Source organism: Marivita sp., assembly GCF_020055675.1.
In the GTDB taxonomy this organism is placed as follows: domain Bacteria; phylum Pseudomonadota; class Alphaproteobacteria; order Rhodobacterales; family Rhodobacteraceae; genus Marivita.
The window spans coordinates 1-24,103 of sequence record NZ_JAIPUS010000008.1; the positions used below are offsets into that span (position 1 = coordinate 1).

Annotated in this window: 24 protein-coding genes and 1 other RNA gene; 8 read left to right on the forward strand and 17 right to left on the reverse strand. The window is 61.4% G+C overall.

Features of this window, described 5'->3' with window-relative positions:
• From LCF59_RS07405 to LCF59_RS07425, 5 genes are all read right to left on the reverse strand, one after another.
• A partial coding sequence (locus tag LCF59_RS07405; protein ID WP_292286819.1) for a BCCT family transporter occupies window positions 1-1,330 on the reverse strand: 1,330 nt, incomplete at its 3' end.
• A 73-nt stretch (window positions 1,331-1,403) separates the two neighbouring features.
• Entirely contained in the window at window positions 1,404-1,817 is a 414-nt protein-coding gene (locus LCF59_RS07410; protein ID WP_292286820.1) for a universal stress protein, read from the reverse strand.
• A 525-nt stretch (window positions 1,818-2,342) separates the two neighbouring features.
• Window positions 2,343-3,332, reverse strand: a complete 990-nt coding sequence (gene acuI, locus LCF59_RS07415) for an acryloyl-CoA reductase (protein ID WP_292286821.1) — start codon at window positions 3,330-3,332, stop codon at window positions 2,343-2,345.
• A 228-nt stretch (window positions 3,333-3,560) separates the two neighbouring features.
• A complete protein-coding gene (locus tag LCF59_RS07420; protein ID WP_367273359.1) occupies window positions 3,561-4,079 on the reverse strand; it encodes a DinB family protein in 519 nt (172 codons plus the stop codon).
• 174 nt (window positions 4,080-4,253) lie between these two features.
• A complete protein-coding gene (locus LCF59_RS07425) occupies window positions 4,254-5,006 on the reverse strand; it encodes a cytochrome c biogenesis CcdA family protein (protein ID WP_292286822.1) in 753 nt (250 codons plus the stop codon).
• A 103-nt stretch (window positions 5,007-5,109) separates the two neighbouring features.
• Between LCF59_RS07425 and LCF59_RS07430 the strand changes: the two genes are divergently transcribed.
• Window positions 5,110-5,331, forward strand: a complete 222-nt coding sequence (locus LCF59_RS07430; RefSeq protein ID WP_292286823.1) for a sulfurtransferase TusA family protein — start codon at window positions 5,110-5,112, stop codon at window positions 5,329-5,331.
• Between the two features lie 58 nt (window positions 5,332-5,389).
• On the opposite strand, the gene LCF59_RS07435 is transcribed toward LCF59_RS07430, so the two are convergent.
• Window positions 5,390-8,302 (reverse strand): Rne/Rng family ribonuclease, encoded by a 2,913-nt coding sequence (locus LCF59_RS07435; protein WP_292286824.1) that lies wholly within the window; start codon window positions 8,300-8,302, stop codon window positions 5,390-5,392.
• Window positions 8,303-8,748: 446 nt separating this feature from the next.
• Between LCF59_RS07435 and LCF59_RS07440 the strand changes: the two genes are divergently transcribed.
• The 4 genes from LCF59_RS07440 (at window position 8,749) to LCF59_RS07455 (ending at window position 11,719) form a co-directional block, all read left to right on the forward strand.
• Window positions 8,749-9,216 carry a YbaK/EbsC family protein gene (locus tag LCF59_RS07440; protein ID WP_292286825.1) on the forward strand — a complete coding sequence of 156 codons (468 nt, stop codon included), beginning with the start codon at window positions 8,749-8,751 and terminating at the stop codon, window positions 9,214-9,216.
• Window positions 9,217-9,324: 108 nt separating this feature from the next.
• Entirely contained in the window at window positions 9,325-9,744 is a 420-nt protein-coding gene (locus tag LCF59_RS07445) for a DUF2852 domain-containing protein (RefSeq protein WP_292286826.1), read from the forward strand.
• Window positions 9,745-9,813: 69 nt separating this feature from the next.
• Window positions 9,814-10,269 (forward strand): RDD family protein, encoded by a 456-nt coding sequence (locus tag LCF59_RS07450; RefSeq protein WP_367273361.1) that lies wholly within the window; start codon window positions 9,814-9,816, stop codon window positions 10,267-10,269.
• A 229-nt stretch (window positions 10,270-10,498) separates the two neighbouring features.
• Window positions 10,499-11,719, forward strand: coding sequence for an aminopeptidase P family protein (locus LCF59_RS07455; protein ID WP_292286827.1), 1,221 nt, complete (start codon window positions 10,499-10,501; stop codon window positions 11,717-11,719).
• A gap of 49 nt (window positions 11,720-11,768) precedes the next feature.
• Here the strand turns inward: LCF59_RS07455 and LCF59_RS07460 are convergent, their stop codons facing one another.
• The 7 genes from LCF59_RS07460 to LCF59_RS07490 form a co-directional block, all read right to left on the reverse strand.
• Window positions 11,769-11,987, reverse strand: coding sequence for a ribbon-helix-helix domain-containing protein (locus LCF59_RS07460; protein WP_292286828.1), 219 nt, complete (start codon window positions 11,985-11,987; stop codon window positions 11,769-11,771).
• Window positions 11,984-12,157 carry a DUF4169 family protein gene (locus LCF59_RS07465; protein ID WP_292286829.1) on the reverse strand — a complete coding sequence of 58 codons (174 nt, stop codon included), beginning with the start codon at window positions 12,155-12,157 and terminating at the stop codon, window positions 11,984-11,986. The genes LCF59_RS07460 and LCF59_RS07465 overlap by 4 nt, the downstream gene beginning before the upstream one ends.
• 131 nt (window positions 12,158-12,288) lie before the next feature.
• Window positions 12,289-13,683 (reverse strand): class II fumarate hydratase, encoded by a 1,395-nt coding sequence (gene fumC / locus LCF59_RS07470; RefSeq protein ID WP_292286830.1) that lies wholly within the window; start codon window positions 13,681-13,683, stop codon window positions 12,289-12,291.
• Window positions 13,684-13,761: 78 nt separating this feature from the next.
• Window positions 13,762-14,268: an SspB family protein gene (locus LCF59_RS07475; RefSeq protein WP_292286831.1), complete on the reverse strand. Its 507-nt coding sequence runs from the start codon at window positions 14,266-14,268 to the stop codon at window positions 13,762-13,764.
• A gap of 96 nt (window positions 14,269-14,364) precedes the next feature.
• Window positions 14,365-15,012, reverse strand: a complete 648-nt coding sequence (locus LCF59_RS07480) for a DUF1194 domain-containing protein (RefSeq protein ID WP_292286832.1) — start codon at window positions 15,010-15,012, stop codon at window positions 14,365-14,367.
• A gap of 140 nt (window positions 15,013-15,152) precedes the next feature.
• Window positions 15,153-15,505, reverse strand: a transfer-messenger RNA (tmRNA) gene (gene ssrA, locus LCF59_RS07485).
• Between the two features lie 69 nt (window positions 15,506-15,574).
• On the reverse strand, window positions 15,575-15,925 hold the full coding sequence (locus tag LCF59_RS07490) for a DUF4345 family protein (protein WP_292286833.1): 351 nt from the start codon (window positions 15,923-15,925) through the stop codon (window positions 15,575-15,577).
• Window positions 15,926-16,061: 136 nt separating this feature from the next.
• Here LCF59_RS07490 and LCF59_RS07495 point away from each other — a divergent pair, with 136 nt between their 5' ends.
• The 3 genes from LCF59_RS07495 to LCF59_RS07505 all read left to right on the forward strand — a co-directional run bounded on the left by LCF59_RS07495 (window position 16,062) and on the right by LCF59_RS07505 (window position 19,684).
• On the forward strand, window positions 16,062-17,324 hold the full coding sequence (locus LCF59_RS07495; protein WP_292286834.1) for a hypothetical protein: 1,263 nt from the start codon (window positions 16,062-16,064) through the stop codon (window positions 17,322-17,324).
• Complete coding sequence (locus LCF59_RS07500; protein WP_292286835.1) at window positions 17,321-18,709, forward strand: cytochrome P450; 1,389 nt, start codon at window positions 17,321-17,323, stop codon at window positions 18,707-18,709. The genes LCF59_RS07495 and LCF59_RS07500 overlap by 4 nt, the downstream gene beginning before the upstream one ends.
• 87 nt (window positions 18,710-18,796) lie before the next feature.
• Window positions 18,797-19,684: a fructose bisphosphate aldolase gene (locus tag LCF59_RS07505; protein ID WP_292286836.1), complete on the forward strand. Its 888-nt coding sequence runs from the start codon at window positions 18,797-18,799 to the stop codon at window positions 19,682-19,684.
• Between the two features lie 27 nt (window positions 19,685-19,711).
• Here the strand turns inward: LCF59_RS07505 and LCF59_RS07510 are convergent, their stop codons facing one another.
• The 4 genes from LCF59_RS07510 to queA form a co-directional block, all read right to left on the reverse strand.
• Window positions 19,712-20,851 (reverse strand): DUF418 domain-containing protein, encoded by a 1,140-nt coding sequence (locus tag LCF59_RS07510; RefSeq protein ID WP_292286837.1) that lies wholly within the window; start codon window positions 20,849-20,851, stop codon window positions 19,712-19,714.
• A gap of 38 nt (window positions 20,852-20,889) precedes the next feature.
• Entirely contained in the window at window positions 20,890-21,468 is a 579-nt protein-coding gene (locus tag LCF59_RS07515) for a DUF924 family protein (protein WP_292286838.1), read from the reverse strand.
• Window positions 21,469-21,597: 129 nt separating this feature from the next.
• On the reverse strand, window positions 21,598-22,902 hold the full coding sequence (locus LCF59_RS07520) for an MFS transporter (protein WP_292286839.1): 1,305 nt from the start codon (window positions 22,900-22,902) through the stop codon (window positions 21,598-21,600).
• A gap of 122 nt (window positions 22,903-23,024) precedes the next feature.
• Window positions 23,025-24,086: a tRNA preQ1(34) S-adenosylmethionine ribosyltransferase-isomerase QueA gene (gene queA / locus LCF59_RS07525; RefSeq protein WP_292286840.1), complete on the reverse strand. Its 1,062-nt coding sequence runs from the start codon at window positions 24,084-24,086 to the stop codon at window positions 23,025-23,027.
• Window positions 24,087-24,103: the final 17 nt, after the last annotated feature.

Sequence of the window (24,103 nt, forward strand, 5' to 3'; positions counted from 1 at the left end):
CGCTCGCCCCGGGCTTGACGACGATGGCGGCGGCAACCCGCTCACCCCAATGCTCATCGGCCATGCCGAACACCGCGGCCTCAGCCACCGCAGGGTGCTGGTAAAGGGCCTCTTCGACCTCGCGCGGATAAACGTTTTCGGCGCCGCTGACGATCATGTCCTTCTTTCGATCGACGATGTAGACGAAGCCTTCGTCGTCCATCCGCGCCATGTCGCCGGTCAGAAACCAGCCGCCCCGAAACGCTTCCGCGTTGGCCTGCGGCCGGTTCCAGTAGCCCGACAGGACCTGATCGCCTCGCACCACGATCTCCCCCGGTTCACCGGTCGGGCAGTCCTCACCGTTCTCGTCGACGATGCGGACCTCGGCCAGCGCGCCCACCCGCCCAGCGGCGAGCAACAGGCCGGGCGCATCCCGGGCCGCGCGGACATGATCCGACTTGGACATGAAAACCACGTTGCCGGCAAGCTCGGTCATGCCGAATCCCTGGGTGAACACGGGGCCGAACCGGTCCATGGCGCGGCGCAGCACCTCCGCCGGGATGGATGAGGCGCCGTAGCCCAGCGAGGTGGCCAGGCCGAACAGGGTGGCGAACACCGCCACGATGTCGATGATGTGGCCGGTCCAGCCCCAAACCCGGTCGCCAAGCAGCGGGTAGAACGCAGAGCGCAGCGTGAGCGGCAGACCCTTGTTGTACGAGAACAGAGCCAGCGCCAGCGCCACGACCGCGTAGATGGCCCACGGGTGCAAGCCCCAGTGGAAGATCGTCGCTGCCATGCCCAGCCGCTGTGCCGCGGCTTCGTCACCGACCGCCCCGCCGACAGGTGCCCAATCCGTGCGCACGTCACCTTCCATGGCGGTGCCGCCAAGCGACGAAGAGAAGTGGCTCATCGGTTCCGACACACCGAAGAACAGCAGGCCGATGCCCATGCCCGCCGCGAACAGCATCGCGAACCAGCCAAGATAGCCGTAATCCGGCGTGGCCTCCGATCCGCCCAGCCGGACCGACCCGAACGGGGACACGATCAACACCAGGCAAAAGATCACGAAGATGTTTGCAGCAGCGAGGAAGAACCAGTCAAACCCCTGAGTGACTGACGAAAAAAGCCAGCTGAACACGCCTTCTGCCTGGTCCGGCAGCGCCAGCGCGTAGAATACGAACATCACGACCGCAAGACCCGAGATCAAGAAGACCGGGTTGTGAATATCGAGCCCAAACGGACCGACTTTTGCGGTAATGTTGTCCTGACCGATCCGATAATCGGTCTCGATGATTTCCGTATCGCCCTCTGGCGCCCGGATACCTACAGTATCTGTCGTTTCATCGGCCATGTACGGCCCCCCTGTTTTGATTTGCAGCTCTTGCCCCCAGACATCTGCCCGGGCAACGCGCATGATGATTTCGTTACCGCACCACCATCACGGACACCTTCGCTCGCGCCGCGACGGTGCCACCATTCGACGGCCAGACATAATCCACAAGATTGGGAATATGGCTTGCCATCACGACCAGATCCGCGTCCGTGTCCTCCACCGCCTTGAGCAAGGTCGGGTCAAGATCAACTTTTGGATCATGGCTGGTCAGCGCAAGACTTTCGGTGTCGACGCCAGACTCCTTGCCTTGCTCGTCTGCAAAAGCGGTCATCTTCTGGGCAAACTCCGCCGGCGTATGCGCAACGGACCCCGGCGTTGCCGAGGTCACACCGACATAGACGATGGTTGCCTTGTAGTGTTGTGCCAGATCGGCTGCACATTGCAAAGCGCGCGTCAGCTCGCCTGCATGTGCCAAATCGACGGGCACCATGATACGTTTAAACAATTTGTCCCTCCTGCGTTTTATTCCGATATCCCTTTCGAACACCGGCTTATATGCCAGCGGCTGGCGGATGGTCTCCACCTCGGGCGTGACCCGCCGGTCTGCCATCGGTGCAATTGCGACACCGGATGACCCTTGAAGGGTAAACGCAACCACTGGCGCAATGCAAATCCGAACGGCACTCTATACCGCTTTTGCGACACCGCGCGGCGCGACGGGTATCACACAGATCCTTGCGTGCAACCCGGTTGCGACATGCCGTGTCGTGATTTGACCACACAAATCACGTGCGGAAAGGCAGTTCAGATTGTCAAACAGGGGAAACGGAAATTTCGCTGTCGTCCTGCGCAATCGCGTCCAAATGGATCATGGCCGTGCCGATTACCCGGATTTCAAATTGTATTCTGGGACTGATAAGAGGTCTCAATCACCCTCTATCGATCCAAGCCGCACCACGGAAAATTCCCCGGAGCGGCCTCGTTGAGGCCGGGTCGTTCGGGAAGCGCAAAAACGGCCCGGCGCTCCGGATCAGCTATTGGCCACATCCACGACAACCCGGCCCTTGACCTTTCCATTGAGGATATCGGCTCCAAGATCCGGAAGATCAGCCAAGGTCGCCGGCGTCACCATCGCGTCAAGCGTGTCCATCGGCAAATCCTTGGCGATCCGCTGCCACGCCCGCACGCGGTTGTCATAAGGCTGCATGACGCTGTCGATCCCCAGCAGGTTCACCCCGCGCAGCAGAAACGGGATCACCGTCGCTGGCAGGTTCGCTCCCCCGGCAAGTCCGACCGCGGCGACGGACGCACCATACTCCATCTGCCCCAGCAACCGGGCCAGCATCGCGCCGCCAACCGCATCGACGCACCCGCCCCAGGTTTCCGACTCGAGCGGCCGCTTGACTGTCTCGTTGATCTCGTCGCGCGCGACGATTTGGGTCGCGCCCAGCGACCGCAAATAATCCGACTGTTCGGGCCGACCGGTAACGGCTGCAACCCTGTGCCCCAGATTGGCAAGGATCGCCGTCGCCACCGATCCGACACCGCCCGCAGCCCCGGTCACCAGTACCGGACCCGGCTTTATCCCGTGATCCTCCAACGCCATCACCGCCAGCATCGCGGTAAACCCGGCGGTGCCCACAGCCATCGCGGCCCGCGTGTCGAGCCCATCCGGCAACGGCACCAGCCAGTCTGCCTTGGCACGTACCTTCTGGCTGTAGCCGCCCCAATGCGCCTCGCCAACGCGCCATCCGGTCAGCACAACCTTGTCACCTGGCGTGTAGCGGTCGTCATCCGACGCTTCGACAGTGCCGGCGAAGTCGATTCCCGGAACATGCGGGTAACTGCGGACCAATCCGCCGCCCGGCCCGATGCAAAGCCCGTCCTTGTAATTCAGAGTCGAATACTCGACCGAGACCGTCACCTCGGCCTCGGGCAACGCGTCGAGGGTCAGTTCCTCCACACCCGCCGATGTCTTTCCGCTCTCCGCATCCTTGCGGACCACCAATGCCTTGAACATGTCTTGCTCCTTCATCTTGCCAATCAAACTCCGGAGAGCGCGAGAGGCTGGCCTCTCGCTCCCACCGTCTTGTGCCCGTGCTTCGCTCAGACTGTCTCCCGGATTTGCGCCGTCTGCACATCTTGCGGCGTCTTCATGTCATTCCTACCCTTTTGCCACGGCCCGAGACACCCGCCGCACATCTGTCTGGCAGAGTGCGCGCACATGACACGCATGCCCCCTGCACGTTCAAAGCCATGGGCCGTCCTCGGGCATGAAGATCAGATCGGTCACTGGCGCTTTGGCACCGGCCGCAGTCAGCATGGCGTGGATCTGCCCGCGGTGATGCGTCTGATGGTTGAAGAAATGCGTGATACACAGGTCAATCCGGTGTGACAGCTCGCGGTCGAGCGTACCCGAACACCAGGTCAGATCTCCCTTGAGGTCGACCGCACGCAATCCGTCCGCCCACCGAAGGATGCGCGCATCCATCTTGAACCGCTCCCCGGCCCAGACGGCGACGGTCGGGGTGAACGTGGCATGCCCTGATGCGTCGACACCGGGGCCTGCACCGCCGTCAAGCCGCGACATCCAGAGCGTGTCACCCCAAAGAAGATGGTTCGCGGTCGTCATCAGAGACCCGAAAAAGGCCTTGCGGTTCTTTCGAAGCTCGGCCTCGCTGAGCGTTTCGAACACGGCACGCAGCTGCTTGTTCTGCCATGCATTGTACCGCGCCATTGTCACGCAATATCCTGGGAAGAGCATCATGTTACCTGGGTCCGTATCGATCGATTGGACAGACATCAGCAGATTTGCCACCGGAATTCCAGACCTGGCCAAAATGCTGCCCCCTTGATCTTACCCCTATGGCGGCGCCTTGTGCCCGCCAGGCGCAACACCCATCGAGACTTTTTCATCAGTCCGTCCGAAGGGTGCGCTTTGCTAGCCCAACAACGCCAATCCGGGAAATGTTTCGAGCAGCCAGAACGCAAAAGACGTGAAGGCTCCGGTCACAAGCGCGAGACCGACGATCACCAAAAGCCCCCCCATCGCCAGTTCGATCGTGCGCATATGCTTCTTGATGCGATTCATCAGCCCCATCGCACGCGTCAGGAACATCGCCGCCAAAAGGAACGGGATGCCCAGCCCCGCTGCATAAACCGCGAGCAGGATCGTGCCCCGTGTCACCGACGCCTCGGAGGCCGCCATGGACAGGATCGCCCCCAGCTGCGGCCCGATGCAGGGTGTCCAGCCAAAGGCAAAGGCCAGACCCAACACGTAGGCACCAAAGGCTGATCCGCCCTGTTGTCCGGACTCCAATCGTGCTTCCTGATCAAGGAACGGAATGCGGAAGACGCCCAGGAAGTGCAGGCCGAAAATGATCACCACAACGCCCGACGCCTGTGCCAGTTGGGTCTGGTATTGCAGGAACATCGACCCGAAGGCCGAGGCGGTAAAGCCCAGCAGGATAAAGATCGTTGACAGACCCAGCACGAAGAAAAGCGCCGCGATCACACCGCGACGGCGTCCGGCCCCGCCGGCTTCGATATCGGCCACGCTGACGCCCGACATATAGGCCAGATAGGGCGGCACGATCGGCAAGACACACGGGCTGAGAAAAGACAGCGCTCCGGCCAGGAGCGCCACGCTCATCGCAGGGAACAACGCCGCGTCAATGATTTGGTATTCGATCATACGCCCCACATATGCCAAGCCCGCACCCCTGTCACGCGACGCGGCGTCACATGATCGTGCCATGACAGTGGACAGCATCGCCGCATCTGCCTAGATGACACGCATGAGCGATGACCTTGATGCCACCGGCCTGTTGTGCCCCCTGCCCGTTCTCAAGACACGCAAACGGCTGATGGCCCTTTCGTCGGGGGATGAACTGCGCATTCTGACCGATGACCCGGCGGCGATCGTGGACATGCCCCATTTCTGCGCCGAGGCGGGCCATACCCTTGTCGAAAGTGCCGCACAGGCAGACGGGATGGTCTGGGTGATCCGCAAGGCCTGAATGCAAAACGCCCCCGTGCGGAACACGGGGGCGCTTGAACAGCGTCAGGTCAGTTTGATCAACGGCCCAAAGACCACCACCCACGGCGCTTTTTCTTGCCGTCCTCTGCGGACGCAGGTTGCGCATCGGCCGCAACCGGTTCCGGCTCTGTCTTGGCCGGGTCCGCCGCCGCAGGTTCCGGCTCTTTGGCCTCGACCTTTGCCGGTTCGGCCTTGGCCGGCTCCACGGCAGGCGCTTGGGTCGTTTCCGCGACCTCCGGCTCGGGCGCGGGCTGTGGCTGCGCCGCCAATTCGGGCACCGGTGCAATGTCCTCGGCAGGCACGGCGGCATCCTCAGCGGTTGCCTTCTTTGCCTGCTCGGCCTTGGTCGGCTTGCGTGTGCGCTTGGCTGGCGCTTTGGCCTTGGTCTCTTCCGCAGTAGCCGCTGCCGCGGCCACCTTGTCCGCCGGTTCCGCCTTCTTGCGGCTGCGGGTGGTCGGCTTTTTCTTCGGGGCCGCCGCTTCTGCCGTCTCGGAGACAGCTTCGGCGTCTTGCACCTCTGCGGGTGCGTCAGCCTGCTTGCGACGCGACGCAGGTTTGCGCGTGCTTGCCTTCTTCGGCGCGGCAGCGGGTTTATCCTCGCTCGCCTCGGAAGCGGGCTCTGCTGCGCTTTGGTCCTCGGCCGGTTTCCTCGACCGCGTCCGCGTGGTGCGCTTGGGTTTGGCCGGCGCCTCCTCCTCTTTGGCGCTGTCCTTTGCAGCTTCGGCGTCACCCTCATTCTGGGTGTCAGCCGTGTCCGCTTCGGTCACGTCGGATTGCGCTTCAGCCGAGGCATCCTGCTCCGACTCGTCGCCATCCTGACGATCCCGGTTCTTGTTGCGCCCACGCCCACCGCGCCGCGACCGGCGGCGGCGCTTCTTGGGCTTGGCGTCGTCGTCCTCGGGCGATGCCGCCTCCTGCGTGGGCGCTGCTTCCTGCTCTTCGGGCGCATCTTCGTCCTCGGTCGCATCCTCGTCGATCATGTCCATCAAGGAGGTATCCACGGACACGACGTGGTCAGAGGCTTCCGGCACCGTGCGGGTCGCGGTCTTGAACTTCTCCATCGAGAAATCCGGGCTGACCATGTGTACATCACCTTCGATGCGGACCGACAGGCCATAGCGCATTTCGATTTGCGCGATATGTTCCCGCTTCTGGTTGATGAGGAAGTTGGCAATCGACACCGGACAGGTGACCAGCACTTCCCGCGAGCGGCGGCGCACGCCTTCTTCCTCGATCTGGCGCAACACCTGCAACGCCATGTTGTCATCCGACCGGATCAGGCCCGTGCCGTGACAGGCCGGGCATGGCTGCGTCGTTGCCTCGATCATGCCGGGGCGCAGACGCTGGCGGCTCATCTCCATCAGGCCGAAACCGGAAATCCGGCCGACCTGGATACGCGCGCGGTCGTTCTTGAGCCTGTCCTTGATACGCTTCTCGACGGCATTGTTGTTCTTGCGCTCGTCCATGTCGATGAAATCGATCACGATCAGGCCCGCAAGGTCGCGCAGACGCAACTGGCGGGCCACTTCCTCGGCGGCCTCCAGGTTGGTCTTCAGCGCGGTTTCCTCGATCGAGCCTTCCTTTGTGGCCCGGCCCGAGTTCACGTCGATGGCCACAAGCGCCTCGGTCACGCCGATCACGATGTAGCCGCCGGATTTGAGCTGCACCGTCGGGTTGAACATGCCGGACAGGTAGGATTCCACCTGATGGCGCGCGAACAGCGGCATCTGGTCGGAATAGAGTTTCACGTTCTTGGCGTGGGACGGCATGATCATCTTCATGAAGTCCTTGGCGATGCGATAGCCGCGTTCGCCTTCGACCAGAACCTCGTCGATCTCGCGGTTGTAAAGGTCGCGGATGGATCGTTTGATCAGGTTGCCTTCTTCGTAAATCTTGGCCGGCGCGATCGATTTGAGCGTCAACTCGCGGATCTGTTCCCAAAGACGCTGCAAATATTCGTAGTCGCGTTTGATCTCGGTTTTGGTGCGCTTCGCTCCGGCGGTCCGAATGATCAGCCCCGCGCCCTGCGGGACGTCGATTTCATTCGCGATCTCCTTGAGCTTCTTGCGGTCGGGCGCGTTGGTGATCTTGCGGCTGATCCCGCCACCGCGTGCGGTGTTCGGCATCAAAACGCAATACCGCCCGGCCAGCGACAAATAGGTGGTCAGCGCCGCGCCCTTGTTGCCGCGCTCTTCCTTGACGACCTGCACCAGGAGAATCTGGCGCACCTTGATGACTTCCTGGATCTTGTAGCGCTTGGGGCGTGGTTTGCGCGCCGGACGGATATCGTCTTGCGTGTCATCGTCCGCGACGGATTCAATGTTGTTGTCCCGATCCGCGGGCTGTGTCGCGGACTCCGCCTCGTCATCTTCCGAATTGCGGGCGGTTTCGCCCGCATCCGCGTCATCCTGACCGGTGCTGTCTTCATCCTCGGGTTCTTCGATCGGCGTTTCCGATACGGTTTCCATCGGCGACAGGCCTTCGCCCTCTTCGGCGTCATCTGTCAGGTCGATGGTTTCCATCCCCGAGATATCCTCAGACACCTCCTTGGTGGCGACGGCGTCATCTCCGTCGGCCTTGGCCGCTTTCGACCGGGTCCGCCCGCGACCGCGGCGCGAATTGGGTTTTTCATCGTCCTCTTCGAGCTTGGCCTGACTTTCGGCGTAAGCGCGTTCTTCTTCCAGAAGCGCCTCGCGATCCGCCACGGGGATCTGGTAGTAGTCTGGATGGATTTCCGAAAACGCAAGAAAGCCGTGGCGATTGCCACCGTAATCGACAAAGGCTGCCTGTAGCGATGGCTCGACCCGCGTTACTTTTGCGAGATAGATGTTGCCAGCAAGCTGGCGCTTGTTTTCGGATTCAAAGTCGAATTCCTCGACCTTGTTTCCATCAACCACCACAACGCGGGTTTCCTCCGCGTGGGTGGCATCGATAAGCATTTTATTTGGCATAAATTCCGTATGCACAGCCGTCGTGCCCGCCTGCCGATGAGCGTGGGGGTGGATCGGGTGTGACTTGTCATGGCGACAGAGTGCGCAGCGGTTGGCCGGGGTGAAATGCCCCGTCGCTCGAACCTCATTTCCTGCGCGCGTTTCATCGCGTTTCTTCTCCGACGCATGTCACCGGAGTGACCGCGTCCATTGCGAACCTGATGTTCGAAAAACCTCAGGCTTTTATAGAAGGCCTTGTGGGCCATATCAGCCTGCTTTGAACTCAGGACACTCTGCCGATGCTCAAAACAGCGAAACTCGTGCGCCAGAACGCCGCGACGCGGATTTGGCTGCTTGTTACATTAAGGCCAGTTGCCGTCATAGCACAATGGGCAATCTTACCTTTTCTGTTCCGACGGCACGTCCTATGACGTCGCGAACGCCTGCATGACACGAAGGACGCGGCCATGAGCAAAAGCCTGAAACGTGTGCGCGCGGCCCTTGAGGCCGCCGGATTGCCGATCGATATCCGCGAGGTGGGACAGGCCCGCACCGCGCAGGAGGCGGCGGACAGTGTCGGGTGCCACATCGACCAGATCGCCAAATCCATCATCTTTCGCGCGGAAACAAGCGGCGATGCTGTGCTTTTTCTGACAGCGGGCGGCAATCGTGTCGATGCCGCCAAGGCCTCCAACTGCGCCGCAGAGCCATTGGGCAAGGCCGACGCGGGGTTGATCCGCGCGCAGACAGGCTTTGCCATCGGCGGCGTTGCCCCGTTGGGGCACCTGAACCCAATCCGTGCCTGGCTGGACCCGAGATTGCTCGAATTCGACACGGTCTGGGCTGCTGCCGGCACGCCGCGGCATCTCTTTCCGATGGATCCAAAGATCCTGCCAAACTTGGCGAACGCTCAAGTTTCTGATTTTAAAACGTAAAGTAAGTAAATGTGAAAAACATTCACATAAATGCTTGCAATATCGGACCGCAACTCCGATCTCTTTTATGTGAAAGGCATTCACATCAGGCAAACAACGGAGTTGACAATGAGTACGATGACCGCCCCCGCTTCACTTCCTTCCCGCATGAGCTGGTTTTCCCGCGCCGAGGCGTGGCTGGACGACAAGGGCAAAGGTGCCTGGATCGCCGCAATGGTCCTTGGGTTCATCTTCTTCTGGCCCGTCGGCCTGGCCCTCCTAGCCTATATGATCTGGAGCAAACGCATGTTCACCAAATCCTGCCGCGCGCGCGGCCTGTCGCCGAAATTCACCGCGATGCGGTCCTCCGGCAACACCGCTTTCGATGCCTACAAGACCGAAACGCTGCGCCGTCTCGAAGAAGAACAGGAAAATTTCGAAGCCTTCCTGAAGCGCCTGCGTGACTCCAAGGACAAGGCCGAATTCGACCAGTTCATGGACGAGCGTGCCCGCACCGCCAAGCAAGAGCGTGAAAGCGAAGACGCTTGATCTTTGAAAAGACCGCCGGTGGCCCCATATCGGGGCCACGTCTGTTCCCGCCCAAATGCAACGGTTCCCATGACGATGTATGCTTCTGACGCCTATCCCAACCTGCCCGACCCGATGGTCCAGCCCGAGTTTTACGACAGCGTCACCATCAAGCGCGGTCTGGCCTGGGTGATCGACGCGGCGCTGATCCTCGGGCTCGTGATTCCGATCGTGGTGATGACCCTGTTCATCGCGCTGTGGTTCCTGCCGCTGCTTTTCTTCGTGGTGGGCTTTGCCTACCGCGTTGCAACCATTACCGGCGGATCAGCCACCTGGGGCATGCGCCTCATGTCGATCGAATTCCGCGACAGCCGGGGCGAGCATTTCGACTTCAGCCAGGCTTTCATGCACACGCTGGGCTATACCGTGTCGATGTCGATCTTCCCGCTGCAACTGATTTCCATCGCGATGATGTTCGTCACCGAACGCGGGCAGGGTCTGACCGACATGTTGCTTGGCACCGTGGCGATCAATCGCCGGGCCTGACACGGGCGTAAGACACGGGCGTATGATGCGCGATCTCAGGCGCCGCTCTCACCACTGCCCCATTGACAGACGCCCCGTCCTTTGCCATCGACACCACGATGTGCCGACGATGGCGTCGTCGGGCCAAAACCCGCATCAAGCTTTCAACGAAAGCCTGTCGTCCTGAACGCCCGGATGTGATGCCGGGCGTTTCGACTGAGGTCCCGGCGGATATTACGGAGACCTTGTGATGCACGATAATACCCTGGACCGTCCCCGGACGTTCACATGCCACAACGGCGGGAAAGCCCCTCTTCCGTTTGCGCAATCGGAATACGACCAGCGCATTGATGGTCTACGCAAGATCATGGTGCGGCACGAACTGGACGCGGTGCTGCTCTCGTCGATGCAGAACATCGCCTATTATTCCGGGTTTCTCTATTGCAGCTTCGGCCGCCCCTACGGCCTTGTCGTGACGCATGACACCTGCACCACCGTGTCCGCCAATATCGACGGCGGCCAGCCGTGGCGGCGCAGCCATTGCGACAACGTCATCTATACAGACTGGGAGCGCGACAACTTCTGGCGCGCGGTCGCGGCGCTTGTGGACAAGGGGCGCCGCCTCGGGGTTGAAGGCGATCACCTGACCCTTGCGGCCCGCAACACGCTGGACAGCTTTCTCGCCGATGCCACGCTCATCGACATCGCACCTGACACGATGCAGTCCCGCATGGTCAAATCGCCCGCCGAAATCGCGCTCATCCGCGAAGGCGCCCGCGTGGCCGATGTCGGCGGCCATGCCATCCGGGACGCCATCAAACCCGGTGCCCGCGAGATTGACATCGCCATGGCCGGGCGCGACGCGATGGAGCATGAGATTGTCCAACGCTTTCCAGACAGCGAGCTTCGCGACACCTGGGCCTGGTTCCAGTCCGGGCTGAACACAGACGGCGCCCATAACCCCGTGACCACCCGCGCGTTGGAGATGGGCGACATCCTGAGCCTCAACACCTTTCCAATGATCTCGGGCTATTACACCGCTCTGGAACGCACGCTCTTTCTCGGCGAGCCCGATGCCGATAGCCTGCGCATCTGGACGGCCAATGTTGCGGCACATGAACTGGGCCTCAGCCTGATCAAGCCCGGCATCTCCTGCGCGCGGATCTGCGACGAGATCAACCGCTTGTTCGCAGACGCAAACCTGCTGCAATACCGGTCCTTCGGCTATGGCCATTCCTTTGGCATCCTGAGCCACTACTATGGTCGCGAAGCAGGCTTGGAGCTGCGCGAGGATATCGACACGGTGCTGGAGGCGGGCATGGTTGTCTCAATCGAGCCGATGCTCTGGCGTCCCGAAGGCACGCCCGGCGCGGGCGGGTACCGCGAGCACGACATTCTGGTGGTCACCGAAGACGGCGCCGACAACTTGACCGGCTTTCCGTATGGGCCAGAGCACAACGTGATCCGATAGCAAGACCCCGGGGGCAACGTTCGGACCTGTGCCGCATTCCGGAATTGGCTCAACCGCGCCGGTAAAATTCCAGAACAAAAACCCGAATGGCCGAGGCAAGGCCCACATCCATGCTTCGGTTTTCGTCAATCTCCGCCGCCAACGCATTGATCGGCGTGTTCTTTTCCCGCGCGATGTCCCGAAAGGCTTTCCAGAAGGCATCCTCGAGCGACACGCTTGTGCGATGTCCGCGCAGCGTCAATGACCGCTTCACCGGACGGCCGCTCATGGTCTGGATTTACCATCCAGGTCGCGCGCCATCTTGTCCATCTTTGCGGTGTCCAGTGATTTCTGCGCCTTCGTGCGCCCATGTGTCACGGCGTTTTCCTGCGCGCGCGCCTTCTTGTCTTGGCGCGCCTTGGATTTCCTGAACCGGTTCAGATTTGCAACATTGCTCATGTGGGTAAATTACGTCGCTCTGGCACGATGGCAAGGCCGCTTCGAACGGCCTTTCGCGCGCAATTTCCAAACCGCGCGGCCAAGCGCGTTCGAACGCGCTTGAAAAAGCCGTTTCGAAACGGCTTCGCCGCTTACCCCTTCGGACCGATCATGTCTTCGGGCCGCACCACGCGGTCAAAGGTTTCGGCATCGACGAAGCCCAGCGCGATCGCCTCTTGCTTGAGCGTCGTGCCGTTCTTGTGCGCCGTCTTGGCCACCTTTGTCGCGTTGTCATACCCGATCGTTGGCGCAAGTGCGGTGACCAGCATCAGCGATTCCGTCATCAGTTTCTCGATCCGCGGAGCGTTCGCCTCGATACCCATCAGCATCCGCTCGGTGAAACTGTCCGCAGCATCGCTCAAAAGTTGCATGGATTGCAGCAGGTTATAGCTCATCATCGGATTGTAGACATTGAGTTCGAAATGCCCCTGTGAGCCTGCGAACTTGATCGCCGCATCATTGCCCATCACATGAGCCGCGACCTGCGTGAGCGCCTCGGCCTGCGTCGGGTTGACCTTGCCCGGCATGATCGAACTGCCTGGCTCGTTTTCCGGCAGGATCAATTCTCCCAGACCCGAGCGCGGGCCGGACCCCAGGAAGCGGATGTCGTTGGCGATCTTGTAGCACGAGCCCGCCAACGTCGCCAAAGCGCCAGACATGAACACCATCGCGTCATGCGCAGCCAGCGCCTCGAACTTGTTCGGCGCGGTGACAAACGGCAGACCCGTGATCTCGGCCATGTTGCCGGCAACCGCCTCGCCCCAGCCCGCCTTGGTATTCAGGCCGGTTCCCACAGCGGTCCCCCCCTGCGCCAGCTCATGGAGCCCCGGCAAGCACGCCTTCACCCGCGCGATGCCCTGACGCATCTGATGCGCATAGCCGGAAAATTCCTGCCCAAGCGTCAGCGGCGTGGCATCCTGCGTGTGGGTGCGGCCGATCTTGATGATATCCTTGAATTCATCCGATTTCTGCTCGAGCCCCGCCGCCAGCTTTTCCAGCCCCGGCAACAGCACGTCCCGCACCATCATGGCAGCGGCGATATGCATCGCGGTCGGGAAGGTGTCGTTCGACGACTGGCCCATGTTGCAATGGTCGTTCGGGTGCACCGGGTCCTTCGATCCGATCACACCACCCAGGATTTCAATCGCGCGGTTCGCGATGACCTCGTTGGCGTTCATGTTCGACTGTGTGCCCGACCCTGTTTGCCACACGACAAGGGGGAAGTTATCATCCAGCGTGCCGTCGATCACCTCGTCTGCCGCCTGGATGATCGCATCCGCCAGGCGCGGGTCCAGATCGCCAGTTGTTTTGTTTGCCTGCGCACAGGCCTTCTTGATCACGCCCAAGGCGCGGACAATCGCCACGGGCTGCTTTTCCCAGCCGATCGGGAAATTCATGATCGAGCGCTGTGTTTGCGCGCCCCAATACTTGTCGTTTGGAACCTCGAGCGGGCCGAAACTGTCGGATTCGGTGCGGGTCTGAGCCATCTGGATCTCCTCGGTATGCAGCTGCATGCCGTTTACCGGCAACCGCCGCGCGGGGCAATTGTCAAACTGGCGCAGGCGCTATTTACGGAACGTATCGAGGCTGACCACTTCCGCTTCCTGACGTTCAGGGTCTTCTTGTTCGTCCTCGTCGTCCTGCGGGGCGGAGGCGTCGGCACTGTCGTCAACCTGGCTGGGCGCCGGGACCAAGGACGTATCTGCATCCTCTCCGCCGTCAGTGTTTTCGAATCGCAACCCGAATTCCACCGACGGGTCGACGAATGTCAGGATCGCGTCATAGGGAATATACAGCCGCTCCGGCGCATCGCCAAAATTGAGTGTCACGGCAAAGCCATCCTCGGTCACGACCAGATTGTCGAACCAATGCTGCATCACCACAGTCATTTCGCCCGGATAGCGGTCCGACAGCCAGTCGGCGATTTCCACGTCCGGATGCCCGGTGTCAAAGGTGATGAAGAAGTGATGCTCTCCGGGCAGGCCGCCCGTCCGGACACCCTCCAGAACAGAGCGGATCAAGCCCCGCATAGCCTGATGCATCAGGCTTCCATAATTGATGCCGGTCGTCATGGCGGTCATATCCCCCGAGTCTGTCGTGATCATATTGAATTAAACTCAAAACAAAAGGCCACCCTGCCGGAAACCCGCAGGTCGCGCGGAAATCGCTTACCCGGAGACAGTGCTGACCTCCCTGAGGATCTTGCGCCGGATCGCGCGGGCGTAGTCGCGATAGCCACGCGCCGTTTCCACGAACCCATCAGATGTAATCACGCTGCGCAAATAAAAATTGGTGATCGCCCGTCCAAGACTCTCGATCGCAAGACCGTTGACGGTGATTCCCGCCCGTTCGGCTGTTCGGCGGATACGACCCACTTCGCCACCCGCGTTGGGTGTCCCGTCGCCTGACATGTCCACAACACGCCGGTCACAGTCGGGTCCACCCTGAAAATGCTGCAATGCCCGCTGCATCGCCTCGGCTGGCGCAGTGTTCGACATCACGAAGCCGCGTTCCAAACGCTGCACCGCATTGGCAAAAACCTGCACATGCGTGGGGCTGCGCATCCGTGTCCAATCCAGGCTCACCTCCTGCGCATCAACGCCGGACCACTGGAGCACGCTCAACGCAACCTGATCACGCACGAGAATCTCCGCGATCTCCGGATCCCGCAGCGCCGCCGCCAGACCATCAATCTGAAGTCGGAATTCCCCCGGATCAACCGATTGCGACACGTCCATTGCCAGGATGAGCGCGGTCCGGCATGCCTGCGCCGGTTGGGCCAGGAACAGACAGAGGAACAGGGTGCGCAAGATCATGTCTTGGTAAGATGCCCAGCGCCGCGGTCAGGTCAAGCAAAAGCGACCGTAAAACCGATTGCGTGAACCGCTTCACCGATCGCAACGCGCGTCTGACCATAAAAACGGGCTTTGCCGGCTCTGGCCTCAAACTCAAGGAAAATGCAGGCTTCTGTTGCCAGGTGCCTGCGAACCCCGCCTGACGCTGCTAGGCATCAGGGCTTAAAGATCGGTAACGCCGACCGCTTACGCGGCCATTGCCACCGGAGCATTGTTGTCGTTTGCAACTATACTGTATGAACCGATAACGGTGGTATCTCACCGAGACAAAGCTACGTCTTTACACGTTCGTCGATCCTGTTTCGGCCCCATGATCCTGCAAACGACAGGGTATATGGTGGAGCCGCCGGGTACCGCCCCCGGGTCCGAGCCGCTTATTTCACGCGCGTTTATGTCCATAGTTCCTTGTGAGAACTCTAGTAATATCGGGTGTGTCGGGGCGAATTTCAAGCACCAACAGCATCGGAACTCTGTAATTCGTGTATATCCGTCCAAATCCGGTTCCAGGTCCGGACCCTAGGGGTCACAGGTTCACGATCAGCAGCCAAGCCGCGAACACCGCCTCGAAGAGGAAATACAGATGTGCCTTGGGCAACGGTGGCCGGTCGAGGATCAGCGAAAGGGCCCGTCCCGCGCCGGCCCCGAGATAGACAAAGCCAAGCATCGCATAGGCGAACGGATCGTCCAGCCAAAGACAGGCAGCGCCCACGACGACGAACATCCCGCCCGCCGAGGCGCGCAACTCCGACAGTCCCATCGTCGTGTCGCCCGTGCGCAGGTCCAGAACGCCGGCGGTATAGCGCGGGGCAAGAAAGCCGAACGCTCCGAGCGCGATACTCAGAAGGGCGGCGATGGCATTTACGATGTCGATCATGGCGGTCCTGTTTCTGTTGCAACGTCATCTAGGGTCGAAACTCGTGAAGCATAGACCGGCAGCCCGGCGGTTCACCAAAAAATTGGCGCATTTTGCAGACACTGCTACACTCGACAAAACGCAAGAGCAGCCCGCCATGTCCGCCGCGCCCACCACCGTCCGTTGCCGCAAGGTGTTCTACATCCCCGGATACGACCCTTTTCCGGCCCGCCGGTACCGCGAGCTGTACCGCAAGGAAGGCGCAAAACAGGCCGAGATCTCGGGCTACGGGCTGAGTGTTCAGGCCTCCGACACCGATGAGTCCTTTGGCTGGCACGTCTCTGCCCTGATCGCGGAAAGCCGCGTACACGCCGACATCGAGGTGCTGCGCTGGTCCGACATTGTCCGCGACAGCATGTCGGCCAGCATTCCCGCAACCTATTGGCAATTGGTGCGCACCAGCTGGATATATATCGGCTCCGGCACGCTGCGGCGACTCGCGGCGTTGCCGAAAGGCCCGCTTGTTGCGGCGCTCTACCCGATTGGCGTTTTGCTTCTTCAACTCCTTGCCGCGCTCTTGACGGCGCACCTGGTGGGCTGGGGTCTCAGCACCGTATTTTCGGCCGCAGTCCTGTGGGCCACCGGGGACGGGACCGGCGTGGACTGGGGCGCGTCGCTGCTCTATTGGGGGCCATTCTTCGTCATCGTGGTTCTGCTCCTGCGCTGGTTCAAATCATTGGATCGCCGCGTTTTCGCGTATTACCTGATGAATGATTTCGCCTTCTCGGCCAGCCACCGTGGCGCCACGCCGCCAGCGTTGCAAACACGGCTGGACGCCTTCCGAACGGTCGTCGACCAGGCCCTGTCGCAGGAGTATGACGAGGTTTTGGTGGTCGGTCATTCCTCGGGCGCGCATCTGGCGGTTTCGATCCTCGCCGACCTCCTGCGCGACGCGCCGGACCGCCCGGCCCGCCCGGCGCTCGCCTTTCTCAGTATCGGGCATGTCATTCCGATGGTGTCTTTCCTGCCCGATGCGCACAAGCTTCGCGCTGACCTGCAATTCCTGTCAGAGCTGGACGAGATCGTCTGGGTCGATGTCACCGCCCCCGGCGACGGCTGCGCCTTCGCGCTCTGCGATCCGGTGAGCGTTTCCGGCGTTGCCACCCGGGACAAGCAATGGCCGCTGGTCTTCTCGGCGCAATTCTCGCGCTCGCTCTCGCCCGAGCTGTGGCAAGAGATCAAGCGCAAGTTCTTTCGACTGCATTTCCAGTATCTCTGTGCCTTCGACCAGCCGCTGGATTACGATTACTTCCAGATCACCGCGGGCCCGATGACGCTTGGCACCCGCTATGCCCATCGCGCGCCATCGCCAAGCCGAATCGACGTGCCGGTGTCAAAATACGCCTCGACCGCTCCGTGATCCCGCCAAAGCCCCGATCCCGCCCCGACCGCGTCTCGCTCTGGCGCTACATGGCGCTGTTTCGGCGCGATATCCTTTCGGCCCAGCCCGAACGGCTCTATTCGGCGTGGATGGCCGAGTTTCGCACGCCGTTCTTCCGCTCCTACCTTGCCAATGATGCCGATCTCCTGCGCATGATCCTGCGCGACCGCCCGCGCGACTTTCCCAAATCGAACAGGATCGGTGAAGGGCTGCGCCCGCTGCTGGGTGACGCGGTGTTCCTGACCAACGGCGCGACATGGGAACGCCAGCGCCGTATCATCGACCCGGCCTTTGAACGCGGGCATCTTGCGGCCTCGCTTCCGGCCATGTGGGACGCGGGCCACGCGATGCTCGACCGTGTGCTGCACAGGATCGGCGACGGAGCCGAGGTCGAGATCGAAGAAATCACAAGCCACGCCGCCGCCGATGTGATCTTTCGCACGCTGTTCTCCATCCCGATAGAGGACGAGATCGCCAGCGCAGTGTTTCACGAATTCCGCGCCTACCAACGCAGCCAGCCGATCCTCAACCTTGCCGCCTTCCTGCCCCTGCCCCGTTGGGTTCCCCGCTTTCACCGCGCTGACACCAAACGCGCCGCACGGACCATTCGCCGCCTGATCCGGCAGCTTGTGGCCGACCGGCACAGGGCGATCAAGGCGGGCACCGCACCCGATGACCTGTCCACCCGCATCATGACAACGCCCGATCCGGAAACCGGCGCGTGTTTCACCGAAGCGGAAATGGTGGACCAGGTCGCGATCTTTTTCCTTGCCGGGCACGAAACCAGCGCCAGCGCGCTGGCCTGGGCGCTCTATCTCTGTGCCGAAGCACCGGACTGGCAGGAGCGCATCGCTGCCGAGGCGAAGGGCATGACGCAGGCCTCGGAGGTCAAACGTCTGACCACCAGCCGGGACGTGTTCCGCGAGGCTTTGCGGCTCTATCCGCCTGTCCCGATGATGGTGCGCGAGACGACCAAGGCCGAGATCTTCCGCAAACGCAGCGTCCCCAAGGGTGCGCAACTGGTGCTGAGTCCCTGGCACTTGCACCGGCATAAGCGACTCTGGGATAACCCGGACGCATTCGACCCCGCCCGATGGCAAACCGACGCAACCCGCCAATCGCTCCGCGAGGCCTATATCCCGTTCAGCGCGGGTCCCCGCGTCTGCCCGGGCGCGGGCTTTGCGATGGCCGAAGGACCGCTGCTGCTGTCCCTGATGCTGCGGTCCGTCGCCCTGTCGCCCCTGCCGGGCAAAACGCCTGTGCCGGTGGCACATCTGACGGTACGGGCGCGCGACGGGATATGGCTTCACGCCCGGCCGCGGCGCAACGGGGCCACAAATACCCAAGGATCGCAAAACGGTTAGCGCTAACCGTCTGGAAATCCACTATCTTTCATGGCTTGTCTGATCTAGGAAATCGGATAACCGGACCAGAAACCTTGGGAACACCACATGACCGACACCGTTATGGCAGACCGCATTGCAACCGGCGCGGGCTTTATCGCAGCCCTTGACCAGAGTGGCGGTTCCACCCCGAAAGCGCTGCGCCTCTATGGCATCAAAGAAGAGGCCTACAGCACCGACGCCGAGATGTTCGGACTCATCCACGACATGCGCTGCCGCATCATGACAGCCCCCGATTTCAACTCGGAGAAAGTGCTGGGCGCGATCCTGTTCGAACGCACCATGCGCGATTCGGTCGAAGGCACACCGGTCCCCACCTACCTCTGGCAAAAGCGCGGCGTGGTCCCGTTTCTCAAGATCGACAAGGGACTCGAGGAAAAGGTCAATGGCGTTCAGCTCATGAAGCCGATCCCGGGACTTGACGCGCTTCTTGCCGAGGCAAAACCGATGGGTGTATTCGGAACCAAGGAACGGTCAGTGATCCACGCGGCGGATCCCACGGGCATCAAGGACATTGTGTCCCAGCAATTTGAAGTCGCCAAGTCCGTCATTGATGCCGGCTTGGTGCCGATCCTCGAACCCGAGGTCGACATCAACAGCCCCAGCAAGGCCGCGGCAGAGGATATTCTTCACGACGAGATCCTCGCCCATCTCGATGCACTGGATGGCGACAAGATCGTGATGCTCAAACTGACGATCCCGACCGAGGACGGCCGGTATACCGACCTGTCCAATCACGCCCGCGTTCTGCGTGTCGTGGCCTTGTCGGGCGGCTACACCACCGACGACGCCTGCGACCGTCTTGCGCGGAACCCGAAAATGATTGCCAGCTTTTCGCGCGCACTGGCCGAAGGCCTGTCGAAACAACAATCGGAGGCCGAATTCAACGCCGCACTTGGTGGCAACATCAACAAGATTTTCACAGCCTCCAGGTGATCTCACGCACGCAGCAACGGGCCCGGGTCAGGCGTGCGACCCGGGTCCGGACGACGGGCGTACCCCGGTATACGTAATCCTGCGCAAAACCAGCTCGAAGGGGCCTTGCGAAAACCATGCTCGCCAGAGCGTCAGCAGTCCGATCAAGACACCCGTTACACCGATCGCCATGGCGACGGCAGTGGCGCGGCTGACCTCTTCCCAAAGGTCAAGACCATAGCCCGCAAAGACCGTCGACAGGATGATTGACTGGCCAAGGTAGATGCTCAAGCTCGATCCGCCCGCTGCCAGCACGCGGTGCATCATCGGTCCCGGCGCCTGCGCCAAAGCGGCAATCAGGCCAAGATAGCCCAAGGTCGTCACAGGCGCAGCCACCACCACCAACGCGGCACCCGGAACTGTCGCGCCCCATTGCCACATCGCCGCACCCAGCAGGCTCAGCCCCACCCCCGGCAGCAGGCACCACCGGCGCGCCCGATGCCACAACGGGTGGCCTTGGTTGTCGATCATCCCGGATTTCACCGCCGCAAGCCCAAGGCAGAACCAGCCGAGCGCCGAAAGACCTTGCGCGATGAGGGCCACGGGCAATGTAAAGACGAATCCCACGGTTCGGAACTGCGCCGCGTCGCGAAAGCTGTCACCGCTCAGCACCCGATCCTCCAGCGTCAGAAAAGCCGGCGGATAGTCCGAGGGCATCAGCAAAAGCGGCGTGCCAAGCGCCACTTGCGCGATCAAGAGTCCGGCCCCGAGCCGGACAAGGCGGTCCGCCTCCCAATCGCGGAGCCGGTAAAGAATTGACCCCATGATGGCATAAATCACGAGGATATCGCCCGGAAAGAACAGGCAGCCATGCGCGAGACCGAAAATCAGCAACCCGATCATGCGGTTGCGATACATCTTGCCGAACCGCAGGCCACGGCGCTGCGCCGACCGCATCATGAAGGCCAGACCGACGCCAAACATGAAGGAGAACAAACCATAGGTCTTGAGCAGCGCCAGACCGTTCACCAGCCAGAGCGTGACCGCGTCCGAGGTGGTTACGGCAATCGGATCGGTCAGGTTGTGCAGAACCGAGAACGCGATGTACTGCACGTTCACGATGACGATCCCGAACAGCGCAAACAGCCGAAGATAATCGGGCATCAGGGCGCGGGGCGGTCGGGTCATGGCGCGATTTGAAATGGCAGTCATGATACCGCGAAAGGTTAGCTGGCCTTTTTCAATTCCTCAACGGTTGACCCGTAGCCACCGCCATCGACATAGCTCCGTTCGATCGGGGTGAAGTGGCGATCCAGTGCATCGTTGCGGTAGGGAAAGCGGCCGAACTTTCGGATCACCTCTCGATGCGCGCGGGCATGCAGCAGGTTGCTGCCGCCGTGCTCTGGCATCCGTTCCATCAGCAAGCGCACACAGCGGTCCTGATCACACAGGTTCTCCGAATGCATCAGCGGCAGGTAGAAGAACTGCCGCGCCGGCTCGTCAATCTTCAAATCCCAGTTCTTGCCAATGGCCTGCTTGGCCGCTGCCAAGGCAAAGCGATCCGACGAGAACGCCGTGCCACTGCCACGGAACATGTTGCGCGGGAATTGATCCAGCAGGATGATATAGGCCAGTGTTCCTGTCGGATAGGTCAGCCACAGCGCGTGGCGTCCATGCATGGCGCCGGACCAGCCCGCTTCGAATTGGTCGCGGATTTCCTGGTCGAGCGCATCATCCGCCCGGTACCATCCGCTTGGCCCAACCTCGTCCAACCAGAAACTCAATACCTTTTCAGGCGTGACCATGTCTCTCTCCCGGTCTTGCAGATGGTCAGTCATCAGTCGCTTTGAGCCTAGACAAGGATATACGCTGGCAACAGTCACATTTCATTGCACAACCGTCATAACCCGCACGCGCGTTTCAAGGCCCGGCAATCAATGCGGCCCGGCGGTATCCGCCGTCATGTCGCCGGCCTCCTCTGCCGCCTGCGCTTCTGCTTCGGCTTCGGCGGTTTCGATGGCCCATTCCTGGGCGTATTCGACGCTCACCGGCGATGCCGTCGGCATCACGCGCTGGTAGGCGCTGATGTCATCCGACGACGGCGCGGCACGCTGTGTCATGCGGTAGATGGCATAGCCCGCCAGTGCGAACAGAAAAACAGCAAGCAAAAGGAAATATCCCGGCGGCCCCATCATCTGCATCGCGTAACCGATGATGATCGGACCCGCGATCGCACTGACCCCGTTCACGAACAACAACCCGGCTGATGCCGACGCCATGTCATCGTGTTGAAGGAAGTCGTTGGTATAGGCGATGAGCAGCGAATAAAGCGGGTTGGACAACCCTCCGATCAGGAACGCCGCGGCTAGCAGGACTTGGAAATTGCCGCCAAGGCTCATGCCCATCAGCGAGGCCAGCCCGGCGATCAGCGCCGACAATGCGATCAGCACACGCCGGTCGAAGCGGTCCGACAGCCATCCCACCGGATACTGGAAGATCAGCGCTCCGACATAGAACGCGGCTGTAAAAAGCGGAATCTGGGCGATACTCAATCCGGCTTCGGTGGCATAGACCGCCGCCATGCCGAACTGCGCGGCAAAGACGCCGCCCATCAGGAACATCCCGACACAGCCCAGGGGTGACGCGCTGAACAACTCTTTCAGCGTCATGGGTTTGGTGCCTTCAAACGCCGGGGTCGGCGAGATCGACAGCAGGATCGGCGCAAAGGAAATCGAGACCAGCACCGACGGGATCACGAACAACAGGTATCCGGACGGATCCGGCACCACCAGCAAACCCTGCGCGATGATGATGCCCAGCATCTGAACGATCATGTAGGCCGAAAGCGACTGGCCCCGCGTTTCGTTGGTTGTCGAATTGTTGAGCCAGCTTTCCGCCGTGACGTACACGCCGCAGAAACAAAAGCCGATGACCACGCGCCCAAAGATCCATGCGATCGGGTCCTGGAAGGTCGGGAACAGCAAAAGCGCCGCCGACACGAGCGACCCCAGCGCGGCAAAGACCCGCACATGGCCGACCCGGCGGATCATGTTCGGCGTCACGCGCGAGGCGACGAGAAACCCGGCGAAATAGGCCGACATGACGATCGACATCTGCACCGCCGAAAAGCCGAGATTTGATCCGCGCACACCAAGCAATGTGCCTTGCAGCCCGTTGCCCAGCATCAGCAACAGCATCCCCAGCAAAAGCGGCCAAGAGGTTCGAATGACAGTCAACATGCTACTTCCTTTGACGACCGTCGCCGCCCTGGCGCCGTTATGCGTCCCAGCTCATCCAAAACCGGATCAGCGAGAGGTCACAGGCACGAATAATGGCACGATTCTCAATGCCCGACACGGCGCTAACCGGGTTTGGAATCCGGGACAAGAAGTGAACTGTCACCATAGGAAAAAAACCGGTACCGCTGTGCGATGGCGTGGGCATAGATGTCCTTGATGCGGTCATGCCCCATCAAGGCGGAGACCAGCATCAGCAGGGTTGATTTCGGCAGGTGAAAATTGGTCATCAAGCCGTCTGTCACCGCGAACTCGAACCCCGGATAGATGAAGATATCCGTATCCCCCTCCCACGGCTGGATGGTGCCGCCACGCGCCGCGCTTTCGATCAGCCGCAGGGCGGTTGTGCCCACCGGGATCACGCGCCCGCCCGCAGCCTTGGTCGCGGCGATCTCGGCCGCGGCGGTGTCGCTCACCTGCCCCCATTCGGCGTGCATCTTGTGGGTGGTCACGTCCTCGACCTTGACCGGAAGAAAGGTGCCGGCACCCACATGAAGCGTGACAAAGCTCAGACCGACACCGCGGGCTTGCAACGCCTCCAGCAAGGATGCATCGAAATGCAGGGACGCGGTGGGCGCGGCCACTGCGCCAGACTTGCGCGCCCAGACGGTCTGGTAATCCTGCTTGTCGCGCGCGTCGGCGGGCCGTTTCGCGGCAATATAGGGCGGCAGCGGCATCGCTCCTGCCTCGGCCAGGGCGGCGTCGAAATCATCGCCATGAAGGTTGAAGCGCAACAGCGCCTGCCCGTCCCGGCGCGCCTCAAGACGCGCCGTCAGGTCGGACGAGAATGCCACGTCTTCGCCCTCGCGCAGTTTCTTGAGCGGCTTGACCAGCGCGGCCCATGTCCCGTCCGCTTGCGGCTCAAGCAATGTTACCTCGATCCGCGCCTCGGACGGTCCGGTAGCACCGGTCCGCCGCCGCACGCCAAAAAGGCGCGCCGGGATCACCTTGGTGTCGTTCAGCACCAGCCGATCGGTGGGATGCAGGATATCCGGCAAATCCCGCACGATGCGATCCGCGATCCCCCCGTGCTCTGCGTGCAAGAGCCGCGCCGAAGACCTTGGCACGGCGGGCCGTGTGGCGATCAGCTCGTCAGGCAGGTCGAAATCGAAATCGCTGAGTTTCATGGGTCATCCGAAGAAGA

Excerpts from the sequence above, each read along its gene's own strand:
- LCF59_RS07445 (WP_292286826.1), top strand. The coding sequence starts at position 9,325 with ATGAGTACGATGACCGCCCCCGCTTCACTTCCTTCCCGCATGAGCTGG.
- LCF59_RS07425 (WP_292286822.1), bottom strand. The coding sequence starts at position 5,006 with ATGATCGAATACCAAATCATTGACGCGGCGTTGTTCCCTGCGATGAGC.
- LCF59_RS07510 (WP_292286837.1), bottom strand. The coding sequence starts at position 20,851 with ATGACCCGACCGCCCCGCGCCCTGATGCCCGATTATCTTCGGCTGTTT.
- LCF59_RS07465 (WP_292286829.1), bottom strand. The coding sequence starts at position 12,157 with ATGAGCAATGTTGCAAATCTGAACCGGTTCAGGAAATCCAAGGCGCGC.
- acuI (WP_292286821.1), bottom strand. The coding sequence starts at position 3,332 with ATGTTCAAGGCATTGGTGGTCCGCAAGGATGCGGAGAGCGGAAAGACA.
- queA (WP_292286840.1), bottom strand. The coding sequence starts at position 24,086 with ATGAAACTCAGCGATTTCGATTTCGACCTGCCTGACGAGCTGATCGCC.
- LCF59_RS07480 (WP_292286832.1), bottom strand. The coding sequence starts at position 15,012 with ATGATCTTGCGCACCCTGTTCCTCTGTCTGTTCCTGGCCCAACCGGCG.
- LCF59_RS07420 (WP_367273359.1), bottom strand. The coding sequence starts at position 4,079 with ATGATGCTCTTCCCAGGATATTGCGTGACAATGGCGCGGTACAATGCA.
- LCF59_RS07520 (WP_292286839.1), bottom strand. The coding sequence starts at position 22,902 with ATGTTGACTGTCATTCGAACCTCTTGGCCGCTTTTGCTGGGGATGCTG.
- LCF59_RS07490 (WP_292286833.1), bottom strand. The coding sequence starts at position 15,925 with ATGATCGACATCGTAAATGCCATCGCCGCCCTTCTGAGTATCGCGCTC.
- LCF59_RS07515 (WP_292286838.1), bottom strand. The coding sequence starts at position 21,468 with ATGGTCACGCCTGAAAAGGTATTGAGTTTCTGGTTGGACGAGGTTGGG.
- fumC (WP_292286830.1), bottom strand. The coding sequence starts at position 13,683 with ATGGCTCAGACCCGCACCGAATCCGACAGTTTCGGCCCGCTCGAGGTT.
- LCF59_RS07440 (WP_292286825.1), top strand. The coding sequence starts at position 8,749 with ATGAGCAAAAGCCTGAAACGTGTGCGCGCGGCCCTTGAGGCCGCCGGA.
- LCF59_RS07495 (WP_292286834.1), top strand. The coding sequence starts at position 16,062 with ATGTCCGCCGCGCCCACCACCGTCCGTTGCCGCAAGGTGTTCTACATC.
- LCF59_RS07455 (WP_292286827.1), top strand. The coding sequence starts at position 10,499 with ATGCACGATAATACCCTGGACCGTCCCCGGACGTTCACATGCCACAAC.
- LCF59_RS07430 (WP_292286823.1), top strand. The coding sequence starts at position 5,110 with ATGAGCGATGACCTTGATGCCACCGGCCTGTTGTGCCCCCTGCCCGTT.
- LCF59_RS07505 (WP_292286836.1), top strand. The coding sequence starts at position 18,797 with ATGACCGACACCGTTATGGCAGACCGCATTGCAACCGGCGCGGGCTTT.
- LCF59_RS07475 (WP_292286831.1), bottom strand. The coding sequence starts at position 14,268 with ATGACGACCGGCATCAATTATGGAAGCCTGATGCATCAGGCTATGCGG.
- LCF59_RS07450 (WP_367273361.1), top strand. The coding sequence starts at position 9,814 with ATGACGATGTATGCTTCTGACGCCTATCCCAACCTGCCCGACCCGATG.
- LCF59_RS07460 (WP_292286828.1), bottom strand. The coding sequence starts at position 11,987 with ATGAGCGGCCGTCCGGTGAAGCGGTCATTGACGCTGCGCGGACATCGC.
- LCF59_RS07435 (WP_292286824.1), bottom strand. The coding sequence starts at position 8,302 with ATGCCAAATAAAATGCTTATCGATGCCACCCACGCGGAGGAAACCCGC.